Source organism: Marinobacter sp. B-21, from assembly GCF_056857895.1.
Map to the genome: position 1 here is coordinate 99,870 of NZ_JBSXNZ010000068.1, position 14,219 is coordinate 114,088.

The 14,219-nt window shown below is 56.2% G+C and carries 11 protein-coding genes; 5 read left to right on the forward strand and 6 right to left on the reverse strand.

Features of this window, described 5'->3' with window-relative positions; translation table 11 throughout:
* From hslV to AC13C0_RS08875, 5 genes are all read right to left on the reverse strand, one after another.
* Complete coding sequence (gene hslV, locus AC13C0_RS08855) at window positions 1-531, reverse strand: ATP-dependent protease subunit HslV (protein WP_008170810.1); 531 nt, start codon at window positions 529-531, stop codon at window positions 1-3.
* 136 nt (window positions 532-667) lie between these two features.
* Complete coding sequence (locus AC13C0_RS08860) at window positions 668-1,312, reverse strand: SPOR domain-containing protein (protein ID WP_482954288.1); 645 nt, start codon at window positions 1,310-1,312, stop codon at window positions 668-670.
* Window positions 1,313-1,317: 5 nt separating this feature from the next.
* A complete protein-coding gene (gene argS, locus AC13C0_RS08865; RefSeq protein WP_482954289.1) occupies window positions 1,318-3,003 on the reverse strand; it encodes an arginine--tRNA ligase in 1,686 nt (561 codons plus the stop codon).
* A gap of 142 nt (window positions 3,004-3,145) precedes the next feature.
* Complete coding sequence (locus tag AC13C0_RS08870; RefSeq protein ID WP_482954290.1) at window positions 3,146-4,846, reverse strand: hypothetical protein; 1,701 nt, start codon at window positions 4,844-4,846, stop codon at window positions 3,146-3,148.
* Between the two features lie 199 nt (window positions 4,847-5,045).
* On the reverse strand, window positions 5,046-7,220 hold the full coding sequence (locus tag AC13C0_RS08875; RefSeq protein WP_482954291.1) for a primosomal protein N': 2,175 nt from the start codon (window positions 7,218-7,220) through the stop codon (window positions 5,046-5,048).
* A 263-nt stretch (window positions 7,221-7,483) separates the two neighbouring features.
* Here AC13C0_RS08875 and rpmE point away from each other — a divergent pair, with 263 nt between their 5' ends.
* Together rpmE and AC13C0_RS08885 are read left to right on the forward strand one after the other, a co-directional pair.
* The gene (gene rpmE / locus AC13C0_RS08880; RefSeq protein WP_117619543.1) at window positions 7,484-7,705 is read left to right on the forward strand and encodes a 50S ribosomal protein L31; all 222 of its coding nucleotides are present in this window, start codon (window positions 7,484-7,486) and stop codon (window positions 7,703-7,705) included.
* Window positions 7,706-7,921: 216 nt separating this feature from the next.
* Window positions 7,922-9,187, forward strand: a complete 1,266-nt coding sequence (locus AC13C0_RS08885; protein ID WP_482954292.1) for a malic enzyme-like NAD(P)-binding protein — start codon at window positions 7,922-7,924, stop codon at window positions 9,185-9,187.
* 71 nt (window positions 9,188-9,258) lie between these two features.
* Here AC13C0_RS08885 and AC13C0_RS08890 read toward each other — a convergent pair whose 3' ends face one another.
* Window positions 9,259-11,784, reverse strand: coding sequence for a penicillin-binding protein 1A (locus tag AC13C0_RS08890; RefSeq protein WP_482954293.1), 2,526 nt, complete (start codon window positions 11,782-11,784; stop codon window positions 9,259-9,261).
* Window positions 11,785-11,978: 194 nt separating this feature from the next.
* Here AC13C0_RS08890 and AC13C0_RS08895 point away from each other — a divergent pair, with 194 nt between their 5' ends.
* From AC13C0_RS08895 to AC13C0_RS08905, 3 genes are read left to right on the forward strand one after another with little or no spacing between them, the layout of a single operon-like run.
* Window positions 11,979-13,043 carry a pilus assembly protein PilM gene (locus tag AC13C0_RS08895; RefSeq protein ID WP_117619546.1) on the forward strand — a complete coding sequence of 355 codons (1,065 nt, stop codon included), beginning with the start codon at window positions 11,979-11,981 and terminating at the stop codon, window positions 13,041-13,043.
* The gene (locus tag AC13C0_RS08900; protein WP_136629685.1) at window positions 13,043-13,606 is read left to right on the forward strand and encodes a PilN domain-containing protein; all 564 of its coding nucleotides are present in this window, start codon (window positions 13,043-13,045) and stop codon (window positions 13,604-13,606) included. The genes AC13C0_RS08895 and AC13C0_RS08900 overlap by 1 nt, the downstream gene beginning before the upstream one ends.
* Window positions 13,606-14,217 carry a type IV pilus inner membrane component PilO gene (locus tag AC13C0_RS08905; protein WP_273069700.1) on the forward strand — a complete coding sequence of 204 codons (612 nt, stop codon included), beginning with the start codon at window positions 13,606-13,608 and terminating at the stop codon, window positions 14,215-14,217. The genes AC13C0_RS08900 and AC13C0_RS08905 overlap by 1 nt, the downstream gene beginning before the upstream one ends.
* Window positions 14,218-14,219 lie beyond the last annotated feature (2 nt).

The window sequence follows — 14,219 nt, forward strand, 5'->3', positions numbered from 1 at the left end:
TCAGTCGTTTTTGGAGAGCACTTCAAGGGTGCGATTGTGATTGGTGTAGATGCAAATGTCAGCGGCGATATCCAGGCCCTTCTCGACAATCTCGTGGGCGGAAAGATCGGTGTTCTCGAGCAGGGCCCGGGCCGAGGCCTGGGCAAAAGGACCGCCTGAGCCAATGGCAATCAGACCCTGTTCCGGCTCAATGACGTCGCCGTTGCCGGTAATAATCAGCGAGGCGGTCTTGTCAGCCACGGCCAGCAAGGCTTCCAGCCGGCGCAGCGCCCTGTCCGTTCGCCAGTCTTTCGCCAGCTCCACCGCGGCCCTGGTGAGGTTGCCCTGGTGTTTCTCCAGCTGGGCCTCGAATCGTTCAAACAGGGTGAAGGCATCGGCCGTGCCACCGGCAAACCCGGCGATCACCTGGCCGTTGTAGAGGCGGCGAACCTTCCGGGCATTGCCTTTCATTACGGTGTTGCCCAGGGAAACCTGGCCGTCGCCACCCATGGCAACTTCGTCATCGCGCCTGACAGAAAGAATGGTAGTCATTGGGGCTCCAATTGCCTGATTGAACTTAGTATCCGCAAGTTATGGAGGCTTCTGACTGGAATTCAAGAGTGCTCCGGCTGGGGAGAAGGCCCGGGTTGGGTTTTTGCTTTCCAAAACACGGGCCGGAAAACGAAGATCAACCTTCCTTGGGAACCTTCCGAACCAATGGCTGGATGCTGAGGGAAACCAGCTTGTCGATTGCAGAGTTCATCTGGCTGCGGGACGTGAACGGCCCTACGTTGACCCGGTACCAGATGGAACCATTGTCCAGATTAATCCGCTGGATGCTCGCACGCAGGCCCTGGAAGGCAATCTGGGCCCGCTGGCGTTCGGCGTCTTCCTTGCTGCGGAAGGAGCCTGACTGCACCAGGTAGTCGAAGTCCTGTTGGGTTGGGCCAGGAGTGTACTCGTCAACTTTGGGGGGTACGACCTCGGATTCCGGCAGCATGTCATAAAAGCGGAATGCCGGTTTCTGGTCTTCCTGGCGGGCTGTTTCCGCTGGCTTTTTGGCTGTTTTTTGGGCCGGTTTTTCAGTCGCTGGCTGAACGTTGCCGCCTGGACCGGGCGGCAGGGAGTTCAGGTAGACAATAAAACCGATGAACCCGCCGACGGCCGCCAGAGACAAAATCCACTTCAGCGACAACCCCCCGCGCTGCGAGCGGGCAGTGGCTGCCGGTTTTGGCCGGGCAGCTTTCGCCTTGGCCTGTTTCACAGGTTTGCGGCGCACGGTGGCTGAAGCCTTGGTTGATGACCTGTCTTTACGGGCGTAGTCTCGGGACATTCGTTTTACATCTCTTCCGGGGCGCTGACGCCCAGCAGGTCCAGGCCGTTGGCGATAACTTGCCTGATTGCAAGGTAAAGGCTGACACGGGCATCGCGGGTGGCTGTGTCTTCGATTAACACCTTGTGAGCGTTGTAGTAAGTGTGGAACTGGCCCGCCAGGTCCCGCAGGTAGTGCGTCAGATGGTGCGGCTCACGCTGGGCGGCGGAATTGGCAATCAGTTCCGGGTATTTGGCCAACTGGTTGGCCAGTTCTTTTTCCTCGTCCAGGGTCAGCAGTGACAGATCACCCACGCATTCGTTGCGACCGCGCTCCACGCCTTCCTCCGCCAGTTTGCGAAGCACACTGCAGATGCGCGCATGGGCATACTGAATGTAGTACACCGGGTTTTCATTGGTCTGAGAGCGGGCAAGATCGATATCGAAGGTCAGTTGGGAGTCGACGCGCCGGGCGGCCAGGAAGAACCGGGTGGCGTCGCGGCCAACTTCATCGATCAGGTCCCGGACGGTGACATAGCTGCCGGCCCGTTTGGAGATTTTTACCTCCTGGCCGGAGCGGGTGACCATGACCATCTGGTGCAGAACATAGTCTGGCCAGCCTTCAGGGATTCCGGCGTTCAGCGCCTGCAAGCCGGCACGAACGCGGGTAACGGTAGAATGGTGATCGGCACCCTGTTCGTTGATAACGGTGGTAAAGCCCCGCTGCCATTTGTCGAAGTGATAGGCCACATCCGGCAGGAAGTAGGTGTAGCCACCGTCTTTCTTGCGCATGACGCGGTCTTTGTCATCGCCGAATTCTGTGGTTTTCAGCCACAGGGCGCCGTCCTGCTCGTAGGTGTAGCCGTTTTCCTGCAGGCGCCTGACCGTGGCTTCGACCTTGCCTTCCTCATAAAGGGAGGACTCAAGAAAATAGACATCAAACTGGACACCGAAGGCTTTCAGATCCAGATCCTGCTCCCGGCGCAGGTAGGCCACGGCAAACTCCCGGATGGCGTCACGGTCTTCCGGATCTGCCTTGGCAGTCACCTCGCGGTCATCCGCGGTCACTGTCTCGCCAGCGAGGTAGGCGTTGGCCACGTCAATGATGTAATCGCCGCGGTAGCCATCCGCCGGCCAACTGTCGTTTTCCGGGGTCAGACCTTTCACCCGTGCCTGAACTGAAAGCGCCAGATTGTTGATCTGGGCACCGGCATCGTTGTAATAAAACTCCCGGGTCACATCGTAGCCGTTGGCTTCCAGCAGCCGGCACAGGCAGTCGCCAATCGCCGCGCCGCGTCCGTGGCCGACATGCAGGGGGCCAGTGGGATTGGCTGATACAAACTCCACCTGCACTTTTTCGCCTTTGCCCTGATTGTTACGGCCAAAGCCTTGTCCTTCATCCAGAATCGAATTCACGACTTCGAACGCACTGGCGGTGCTCATGAAGAAATTGATAAAGCCCGGCCCGGCGATCTCCACCTTCTCCACCGCCTTGCTCTGTGGCAGCTTTGCAATCAGTGCTTCCGCCAGCTGACGGGGCGGGCAGCCGGCTGCTTTGGATGCAACCAAAGCAATATTGCAGGCGTAATCACCGTGGGACTTGTCCTTGGTATTGCCTACCTGGGGGGTAAAAGACTGGTCCGCCGGCAGAGTACCATCGGATTGGAGCGCTGCCAGTGCAGACTGGAGCAGTTCGGAAACGGTCTCTTTCATGCTGTCAGATGACTCGGTTTGCTGGAGAATTGGAATCGGGGGCAGGGCGCCCGTTGAAAACAGAAGGCGGGTATTATCGCGGAAAGGAGCGGTCTTCTCAAATATATGGCCGCCCTATATCGAAGTAGGGCGGCCATAGCTTTTAATCGGAAAGAGCAACTCTTGATATATAGGCGTTGCCAGTGAACGGTGCCGGAGGCGTCACCTCTACGGTTAATGTTCCAGTAGATGGGGTGTCGTCGGCTTCAATGATAACGCATTGTTCAACGGGATCTTCCGTGTAGGATGTGGTTGTTGTGAACGAGCTTGGCGCGACAATAGTCCCGTTTGTTGATGAGAAGCTCACTTGCGTGCCTCCGGGTGGGGGGCCCTGCACAGGGTTGCCCAGGCTGTCGGAAAATACGCCTGCTACATCGACGCATACCTCACCTGGAGCCACAGGGGTAGTAAAATTGATGATGATGTTGTCGCTGGCCATAAAGATTTTGGCGGTCTGAGTGATTTCCAGGAGTGAGGTTGTACAGTTTGCTGCATCGTCGGCACAGGCCGTTCCGTTATAAATTGAATTTGCTGCGTCGTACTGCCCGTTATCGTTGTAGTCAAAATACTCTTCGTCCGGATCTCGTGCGCCATCCAGGTTTCGGTCAAGGAACGCTTCTCCTTTGTCGTCATTGGCCACATTGAAGTCGTCAACTGACTTTAGATATTTGCCGTCACTGTTCAGATCTCTAAAGCTTTCTTCGCCTACCGTGCGAGCGAGCACAAGAACGATTCCATCTTCTGGCCTTGGGTCCTGGCTTATCCAAGTTACTGAGCAAGCTCCATCTTGGAGTGTGCACTCACTCTGAACTGATCCCGCATTGGTTATGTAATTAACGACGGCGTCACTAATTCGGTTGTTGTTTCTATCCGCGGCCCTGATCGATATGGGTACAGTTACCCCGTCATAATTTCTTGCATTTGGCAAGAAATTATCTTGAACCGACACCGAGAAGCTGTCTTGATCGGGAATGGTGGCGCTGATCGAAATAGGCGCTGATGTTGTCTGGATAGGGACTCCAGAGTCGGGAGTGTAAGTGGCAATAACACTGACAACGCTTGCAACCGACCCTGCGTTGACCCGAGTTGTTGCCTGACCTTGCTCGTCGATTTGCGTCGAGCTTTGGGAAAGTGAAATTCCACCGACAGTTGTTGAAAGAGAGAAACTTATTTCTTCGCCAGACGTAATAGGGTTGCCGTTTTTGTCGGTCAACCTGAAAGCCACTTCTGAGACGCTTGGGCGAGTACTGTTAGAGCTGCCACTCAACGCAATCGAATCGGGGGTAGCGCTGATAAACTCCAGTTCTCCGATTTCTGGTGCTGCTACCGTGACGTTAGCTATGGCAGTTGCACCGTTTGGCAGTCTGGCTGTGATTGTGTCTGTGCCTGCGCAACCCGCTTCATAAGTCGTACTGAAAGACCCGGAGGTCGTCGTAACCGGGCTGTCAAAAACCGCACTTTGACACAGCGAAGTGATGCTGACTGAGGTCTCGGCTGCATTGTAAATGCTATTGCCTTCAGCGGCATTTACTACGTTGAACTCCAGACGGGTTGATCCGCCTGCAGAAAGTGAAGTCGCAGAAACGTTCATTTGGCCGGACTGAAAAGAAGATTCGCTTCCTGTCCCAAGCTCCAAAGTCACTGTTTGCTCTGCGTCGCCTCCGGTTCCTCCGTCACTCGCCCCACCTGAACCATTGGATCCGCCGGTTCCGACCAAGGGGGAAGAGTTTTCATCACCGCCGCAGGCCGCGAGTATCAGAGCAAGCGAAATTGCTGATGCACGCGCAAGAATGTTCCCTGACATTATTTTTTCTCCAGTTTCCATTTACAGCAAAAGCCTTCAGATGCGCATTCCCTGCACGAGAACCGCAAGCTCAGGTGTTTTCACAGGATTGGTTGTTAGTTTGCTGAAAATCATAGCACAGGATCTCGATCCGCAATGATGATTAGTATTCATTTATGAAAAACTTTGTAACCTGTCGCTCAGCCTAAAGGCCAGGCAATCAGCCGGTTTCCTGCGGATCAACATCAATCATCCACTTCACACCGGCCGGCAGCTTTCGCTGGTCCAGTTCCTGGCAGATTCCGGTCAGCAAACTGTTCAGCCGCTTTCGGTTCCGGGCATTCAGGATCAGTTGTGCGCGGTGCTTGTCGGCGCGTCGGGCAATCATTGCGGGCAGTGGGCCCCAGGTTTCAATGCCCGGAGCATGGGTGAGCGGTTTGATGGCGTCCAGGACTTGCAGGCTCTTTTCCATGGTGTCGGCTTCTGCCCGGAAGATCGCCATGGCGCGGAACGGCGGGAACAGACCTTCCTCGCGTTCGCTGAGGAGCTGCTCGGCGATGTCCAGATAATGCCCCTCGCAGAGGGTTTTTAGTAGCGGATGGTCGCTGTGGCAGGTTTGCACCAGCACTTTTCCGGGTTTCGTGCCGCGGCCGGCACGGCCGCTGACCTGCAGCAGGGTCTGAATGAGCTGCTCGGGCGCCCGGAAGTCGACACTGAACAGACCGCCATCGGCGTTGACCACCACCACGAGAGTCACATTGGGGAAGTCGTGGCCTTTGGCCAGCATCTGGGTGCCGACGAGTACGCACGGCTTGCCACTGTTAACCTGGTTCAGGATGCCCTGGATGCTGCCCTTGCGCTGAGTGCTGTCGCGGTCGACCCGCACCACGGGCGTCTCTGGGAAGGCGGATGCCAGAATGTCCTCGGTTCTCTCGGTTCCCTGGCCAACAGGTTTGAAAGCGTCACTCTGGCATTTCGGGCAATGCTCGGTGGCTGCTGTCTGAAAGTCGCAATGATGGCACCGCATGGCCCGGTCCCGGCGGTGATAGGTAAGCCGGGTGTCGCAGCGGGGGCACTCGACCATGTGGCCACAGTCAAAACACATCATTACCGGCGCAAAGCCGCGCCGATTGACGAAAACCAATGCCTGGTCACCCTTGGCGAGGGTTTGTTCAATGGCGTTCAGGGCAGGGCGGGAAAGGCCGCCCTCGAGGGGACGACTGCGAATATCCAGCAGGCTGATGACCGGTGGAGTCGCATTTCCCGCCCGCTCTTCGAGTTTCACCAGGCGGTATTTGCCCTGTTCCGCATTGTGAACAGATTCAAGTGAGGGCGTGGCCGAGCCCAGAATGACCGGGCAGCGGTTCAGGTGCGCGCGGTAAACCGCCAGGTCACGGCCGGAATACCGAAACCCTTCGCCCTGTTTATAGGAGCTGTCATGCTCTTCATCGACGATGATTGTGCGCAAGCTGGTAAAGGGTAGCAGAACAGCCGACCGGGTACCGATGAGGATGACGGGCTCACCCTCACGAATCTTCAGCCAGGTGCTCAGGCGCTCGCTGTCGTTGATGGCGGAATGCCACACCACAATGCGGGTACCGAAATAGTGCCTGAAACGGGCGACGGTCTGTGGGGTAAGGTTAATTTCCGGAACCAGCACAAGGGCCTGGTCGCCTGCCCCAAGGTGTCGCTTGAGATAGTGCAGATAGATTTCCGTTTTGCCGCTGCCTGTAATTCCGTATAGAAGGGAGGCACTGAACCCTTCCCGGGGGCTGGTCAGCTCTTCGGCCGCGACTGCCTGGGCAACTGAAAGAGTTGGGCGCCTCGCCAGAAATTCAGGCGCCTCAGGCTCTGAACCAGGAGCGGGTGGCGAGATGGGTTTGACCAGCTGTCGGTCGCTGAGAGCCCTGAGTTGGGCGCGGGTAAATCCGGCCTTGATGATGTCGCTGGCGGCTGCGCCCTGGTTGTGCTGATTCAGCCATTCAAGCAGTGCTTTCTGTCGATGGGCGTTGGCGGGAAGGGGCTCGCTGTGATTGCAGGCCATCCACCACTCCACGGGCTTCTCTTCCGCTTTGCGGCCCCGCCTGAGGGCGGGGGGCAGGGCAGTAAACAGGCACTCGCCCAGAGGATGCTGGTAGTAGTCGCTAGCCCAGCTGAGAAGGTTGACGGTCTCGTCCGGCAATGCCGGCCAGTCCTCCATGGCCGCGAACACCGGTTTAAGGCTGACTCCCGGAGGCGGTTCTACCCCGGTTTGTACAATAAGGCCTGTTGCCTGCTGGCGGCCAAAAGGAATTCGCACCCTCTGGCCCGGCACAAGCTTGAGGCCTTCCGGAACGGTATAGTCGAAGAGCCGGCGCAGCGGACGATTCAGGGCAATGCGTGCGATCAACGGCACTGAGTGCCCCACTGGAAAACGAGTGTCACGGTTTTTCCCTATCCTGTTTAATCGGCGGCCTGCCGCGAAATCTCTGATGGGCGGGTCCGGAAATCAGGGCGGCGCTTGCCTGATGCGGTAATTGCAAGTAAGATTCGCGGTCTGTTTCCGGCAGGGCATGATTGTGCCCCGTCTTCTCAATTGATTCAAACATGCGGTGCCTGGCGCCTGGGTAGTTCAGATGCCCCGTGATCAGGTAGCGGCATGACCTAACGAGGTTCGCCATGAAAGAAGGTATCCACCCCAAGTACGAAGAGATTGCCGTTACCTGTTCCTGCGGTAACACCTTCAAGACACGTTCTACCTACACGAACGATCTGCAGCTGGATGTGTGTTCACAGTGTCACCCATTCTACACTGGCAAGCAGAAAGTCATGGACACCGGTGGTCGTATCGACCGTTTCCAGAAGCGTTTCGGCGGCCGTATCGGTGGCAAGAAAGACTGATTGCTGCGGATTCGAGAAGGCGCCTCCGGGCGCTTTTTTTTTGATCTGTAATGCGGTACGTAGCCGGCAAATACATACGCAATTAGCCCTATTGACTGTTCACAAAATGTTCGCGTGCCACTTGTCGTTTTCGGTCTGGCGGGCCATAATGGCGCGCTCCGCTGGGCAAGCCCCGGCGGTTTATTACCTTTAAACGTGACAAACGGAACAGTGGCAATGTCTCAAGATCTGAAAGAAGCAGCCCTTGAATATCACGCCAAGCCGCGGCCTGGTAAGCTGAGTGTTGAAATCACAAAGCCAACCAGGACTTCCCGCGACCTTTCCCTGGCGTATAGCCCCGGGGTTGCCGAGCCGGTCCGAGAGATCGCAAAGGACCCGGAGAATGCATACAAGTACACCGCCAAGGGCAACCTGGTGGCTGTCATCTCTGATGGGACCGCGATTCTTGGCCTGGGCAACCTGGGTCCGCTGGCAAGCAAGCCGGTTATGGAAGGCAAGGGCGTACTGTTCAAGCGCTTTGCCGGAATTGATGTCTTCGACATCGAAGTCAATTCCGAGAGCCCGCAGGCGTTTATTGAAACGGTCGAGCGTATTGCCGATACCTTCGGTGGGATCAACCTTGAAGACATCAAAGCGCCGGAGTGCTTTGAGATTGAGCGCGCTCTGATCGAAAAATGCAACGTGCCCGTCTTTCATGATGACCAGCACGGTACTGCCATCGTCACTGCAGCTGGCATGATCAATGCCCTCGAACTGCAGGGCAAAAAGATTGAAGAGGCGAAGGTGGTTTGTCTGGGTGCCGGTGCAGCCGCCATTGCCTGCATGAAACTGCTGATCAGCTGCGGTATTCGCTCTGAGAACATCTTCATGCTTGACCGTAAGGGTGTGATCCACTCTGGTCGTGATGATCTGAACCAGTACAAGGCGATGTTTGCCAATGAGACTGACAAGCGCACGCTGGATGACGCTATCGACGGTGCCGATGTGTTCCTTGGCCTTTCCGGTCCGGACCTGCTAACCGGCGATCAGCTCAAGAAAATGGCTCCGAACCCGATCGTATTCGCATGCTCCAATCCGGACCCGGAAATTAACCCGGAAGTTGCCCGGGCAGCTCGCAATGATCTGATCATGGCGACCGGCCGTTCCGATTACCCGAACCAGGTCAACAACGTGTTGGGCTTCCCGTTCATCTTCCGTGGAGCGCTGGACGTTCGCGCCACGGTGATCAATGAAGAGATGAAAGTGGCCGCCGTAAACGCAATTCGCGAGCTGGCCAAGGAGCCGGTGCCGCAGGAGATCTGTGAGGCTTACGGTGTTGAAAGCTTCGAGTTCGGTAAGGAGTATATTATTCCCAAGCCGATGGATGTCCGCTTGCTTGAGGTGGTGCCGGCGGCGGTTGCCCGGGCTGCTGTGGATTCCGGGGTTGCCCGTAACCCGTACCCTGCGCATTACCCGCTCAAGTCCATGGACGACATCATCTGATACGTTGTTCAGGGCAATAAAAAAACCGGCGGGTGATCCCCGCCGGTTTTTTTATGTCTGTTCCGTTTGTGTCAGAAAATCCTGCGTGAAAGGTCGTCTTCTCCGGAGCTCCCGTTGCGATCGCTCTCTTCTTCGGACAGCAGTGGCGGTGGTGCATCATCTTCCCGAAAGACCTCAAACACACCGTCTTCGCCCGGTCTTGCCCGCTGTCCGGTCTCCGGGTTGATCCGGATGTTCACGATGCCGTTAGGGCGGGGCATGAAGGAAGGAGGCTCGCCCTCGAGGGCGACTTTCATATAATCCAGCCAGACGGGCAATGCAGTGCTCGCGCCAAATTCACCCCTGCCCAGTGGTGCCGGCTGATCGAACCCAACCCAGGTTGTTGTGGCCAGTTCATGATTGAACCCCGCAAACCAGGTGTCTTTCTGCTCGTTGGTGGTGCCTGTCTTGCCCGCAATATCCTCACGCCCCAGTGCCAGGGCCCGACGACCTGTGCCCAGGCGGATGACGTCCCGCATCATGGAATGAAGAATGAATACTGAGCGTTCATCTGCGAGCCGGCGCATCACTCGCACCTGCTGTGTATTATCGGTGCTTTCCGCAGGTTCTGCTTCCGTGCTCGTTTCGCTGTTTTCGGTGTCTGTTCCGTTCTCTTCTGCGATCTCCTTGCACTCCTGGTCGCACAGAACGGTTTTCGGAGCCTGATAGACAATCTCGCCGCGGACGTTCTTGATGGTCTCGATCAGATAGGGTTCAACGTCATACCCGCCGTTGGCAATCACCGCCATGCCTCTGGCAAGCTCCATGGGGGTAAGCAGGCCGCTCCCAAGGGACAGTGACAGGTTGTCCGGCATTTTCTCGACCGGAATTTCCAGTTGCGCCAGGTAGTCAATCGTTTTCTGGATGCCAAGATCGCGTAGTAGTCGGATGGAAACCAGGTTTCGCGAGCGATAGAGGGCTTCGCGAAGTCGGGTCGGACCATAAAATTGCCCGGATGAATTCTGTGGCCGCCATGCGGACTCGAGTTCGGAGTCATTAAACACTATCGGCGCATCGTTATAGATGGTTGCGGGTGTCATGCCGCTTTCGAGTGCGCTGAGGTAAAGGAAGGGCTTGAAGGTGGAGCCGGGTTGTCTTTGCGCCTGGACGGCCCGGTTGTATTTGCTCTGGCCGAAGCTGTAACCGCCTGTGAGAGCCTGAATGGCACCTGTTTGGGCTTCCAGAGAGATCAGGGCACCTTCAACGCGGGGAATCTGTGCGAGTGATACAATGGCCGGCCTGGCCGGCTCCGCAGTCCCGTTGCGGTCTTGGTCTTCCTTTTCGGGAGTTGTCCCCGCCGGCTTTGGCGCCTGAACGCGCACGTAGACAACGTCGCCCACTGCAACCACATCCGAGGGCTTTTCGGGTTCCGGGCCAGTGAGGTCTTCGGTTTTATAACGTCTAGCCCATGTCATGGTTTCGAAAGGCATGATAGCGGGGCCTGGCATTCGAGCGTGTACCCGGACATTTTGGGCTTTGTCGTCAACGTTGGTAACAATGGCAGGGATCAGGGACTCGACCCGGGGATAATTCTGCACAATCTCCGACAGGTCGCCGTCGGCCAGAGTCTCCGGATCAATCTGGCCGATAGGGCCCCGGAATCCATGGCGCCGGTCGTAGGCCTCCAGGCCATCTCTGAGGGCTTTCGTGGCAGCCTGCTGCTTCGTGCTGTCAACGGTGAGCGTAACTGTATAGCCATCGGTGTAGGCGTCTTCGCCGTAGCGCCGAACCAGTTCGGAGCGGGCCATCTCTGCGACATAATCAGCGTCAACTTCGCTGTCAGTACTGTTGTAACTGGCTGTGAGTGGGGCTGCAAGCGCAAGCTCATAGGCGTCCGGGGTGATGTAGCCCAGTTCCTGCATCCGGCCCAGAATCCAGTTCCGGCGAATCATCGCGCGCTCCGGGTTGGCCAGCGGGTTGTAGGCGGACGGCGCTTTTGGAAGGCCCGCGAGCATGGCCATTTGAGCGAGCGAAAGCTGGGAGACGGGCTTGTTGTAATAGACCTGGGCTGCGGCGGCAATCCCGTAAGCCCGGTTGCCGAGATAAATCTTGTTCAGGTAGAGCTCAAGAATCCGGTTCTTGTCCAGTTCACGTTCTATCTGAAGAGCCAGAAGTATCTCGTTGAACTTCCGTATAAAGGTTCTGTCCCGTGACAAAAAGTAATTTTTTGCAACCTGCATCGTGATGGTGCTGCCCCCGGACTGGATCTCCCCGGTTGAGACCAGTTCGATGGCAGCCCGCGCCAGGCCTTTGATGTCGACCCCGAAATGCTCGTAAAAACGCGAGTCTTCAGCGGCCATAAAGGCTTGTAACTGAATTGTTGGGATCTGTTCGATTGTGATCGGTGCCCTTCTCTTTTCACCGAATTCTGCTATTAATCTCTTGTCTTTGCTATATACCCGCAGCGGTGTCTGGAGTTTTATTTCCAGCAGTTGAGCAACCGGTGGAAGCCCGGGGCGAAGATAGAGATAAAAGCCTGAGGTTACGATAACGGCGACACTCAGTCCGGTAAGAAACACCCAGGCAAAAAGGCGAGATGTGCGCAACAAATGAGACATTTTTTTCTGACAACTGTTGGATATAGGTCTATCATTTGAGAAATTGCTTTAGGAAGGATGAGTCGCTTCACCGCTGCAATGGTTCTCGATTAAGAAGAACACGCATTGTAGACGGAATAATGAAGAAATTCTCTTAAATAAAAAACACATAAGTTACGTAACCCGGTGCATCTAACCAGGTATAGGGTGAGCGCGTGTTCGGATTGTTAGGAAAGAAATCCAGTGCAGTGCTGGGCGTGGATATAAGCTCCAGCTCGGTCAAACTTCTGGAGCTGTCGAAGCAGGGTGACCGGTACAAGGTTGAAAGCTACGCAGTGGAGCCGTTACCGGCGAACGCTGTGGTCGAAAAAAATATCACGGATGTCGAGGCGGTGGGCGAAGTGCTGAAGCGCGTTGCCTCCAAGTCCCGCACCAGCGTGAAGCAGGTTGCGGTCGCGGTCTCCGGCTCCGCGGTTATCACCAAGGTCATCCAGATGGATGGTGGCCTCAACGAGTTCGAGATGGAAGATCAGATCGCCCTCGAGGCAGATCAGTACATTCCATACCCGCTGGATGAGGTGGCCATCGACTTTGAGGTACAGGGTCCCTCCGAAAGCAATCCTGATCAGGTTGATGTGCTTCTGGCCGCGTGCCGGAAAGAAAATGTCGACATACGGGAAGACGCCCTCGAGATTGCCTCACTGACAACCAAAGTTGTTGATGTCGAAGCCTACTCACTGGAACGGGCATATGCGCTGATAGAGCCGCAGCTTGACTCACAGGGTGAAGAGCTGGTGGTTGCTATTGTCGACATTGGCGCAACCATGACAACACTCAGTGTCCTGGCCGGCGGAAAGACAGTGTACACCCGGGAGCAGATTTTTGGCGGCAAACAGCTGACTGAGGAAATCCAGCGCCGGTACGGATTGTCTCTTGAAGAGGCCGGGCTCGCCAAGAAGCAGGGTGGATTGCCCGATGACTATGAGTCAGAGGTTCTGACGCCGTTCCGTGAAGCTGTCGTGCAGCAGGTGGCGCGGGCGCTTCAGTTCTTCTTTGGTGCCAGCCAGTATAATGCTGTCGACTATGTGGTTCTGGCAGGCGGTACTGCCTCTATCCAGGGGCTGACTGAAATGGTCGAAGAAAAAACAGGAACACCGGCACTGGTGGCAAACCCGTTTGCAGATATGGCAGTGGGGTCACGGGTCAATGCATCGGCGCTGAGTAATGATGCTCCCTCTCTGATGATTGCCTGCGGCCTGGCAATGAGGAGCTTCGACTGATGGCAAAGATTAACCTCCGACCCTGGCGCGAAGAACTTCGTGCCGAAAAGCAGAAACAGTTCGTCGTGATGATTCTTGGTGCGGCGATCATTGCCGGTGGCCTGGTATTCCTCTGGAAGTCCGATATGGACAGCCGGATCGCTTACCAGCAATCGCGGAACGCTTATATTGAAACGGCGGCCAAGAAGCTGGATCAGCAGATCAAGGAAATCGAGAATCTCAAACGCAAACGGGATGAGCTGCTTGCCCGGATGCATGTTATCCAGGACCTTCAGGGTAAACGCCCGGTTATTGTCCGGGTTTTTGACGAGCTGGTCAGAACGCTGCCCGATGGTCTTTTCTATACTGACCTCAAGCGCACAGGAGACCGGCTGGATATCGTGGGCATGGCGGAATCCAACAGCCGCGTTTCCACGTTGATGCGTCAGTTCGAGGAGTCCTATTGGTTTGCTGATCCCAACCTATCAAACGTGTCGGCAGCTGACAGCCGCCGGGCCGGGTACAGTCAGTTTCAACTCTCGGTACAACAAAAAACACCTGAGCCCGAAGGGGAGGATAAGTAATGAGCCTCGCGGACTCACTTAAAAGCCTTAATGAATTTGATATCAACGACCTCGACGTCAACAACGCAGGTATCTGGCCAGCACCGATCAAGGCCATTGTGGTTCTGATCATCTTCGGGCTCATTATCGGGGGTGGGTACTGGTTCTTTATCAAGGATCAGTCCGCCCAGCTTGAACGCGTTGAAAAAACGGAGCAGGAGCTTCGCAAGAAGTACGAAGAAAAAGCGTACCAAGTGGCGAATCTTGAAGTCTTCAAGGCTCAGATGGCGGAGATGGAAGAAACGTTTGGCGCGCTGGTAAGGCAGCTTCCCAGCGAGACCGAAGTGCCAGGTTTGCTGGAGGATATTACCAATACCGCCCTGGGTAGTGGTCTTGCGCTCCAGGAAGTGAAGCTGCAGCCGGAGCAGCGCCGGGACTTCTATTCCGAATTGCCGATCAATATCCGGGTGTCCGGTTCCTACCATGAGCTGGCGTCCTTTGTCAGCAGTGTCGCAAGCCTTCCTCGGATCGTGACCCTGCACGACTTGACCATCAAACCAACTGGCGGAGACGGAGAGCGGCTTGATATGCAGGTTGTGGCCCGTACCTACCGCTACCGGGCTGGAGAATGAGC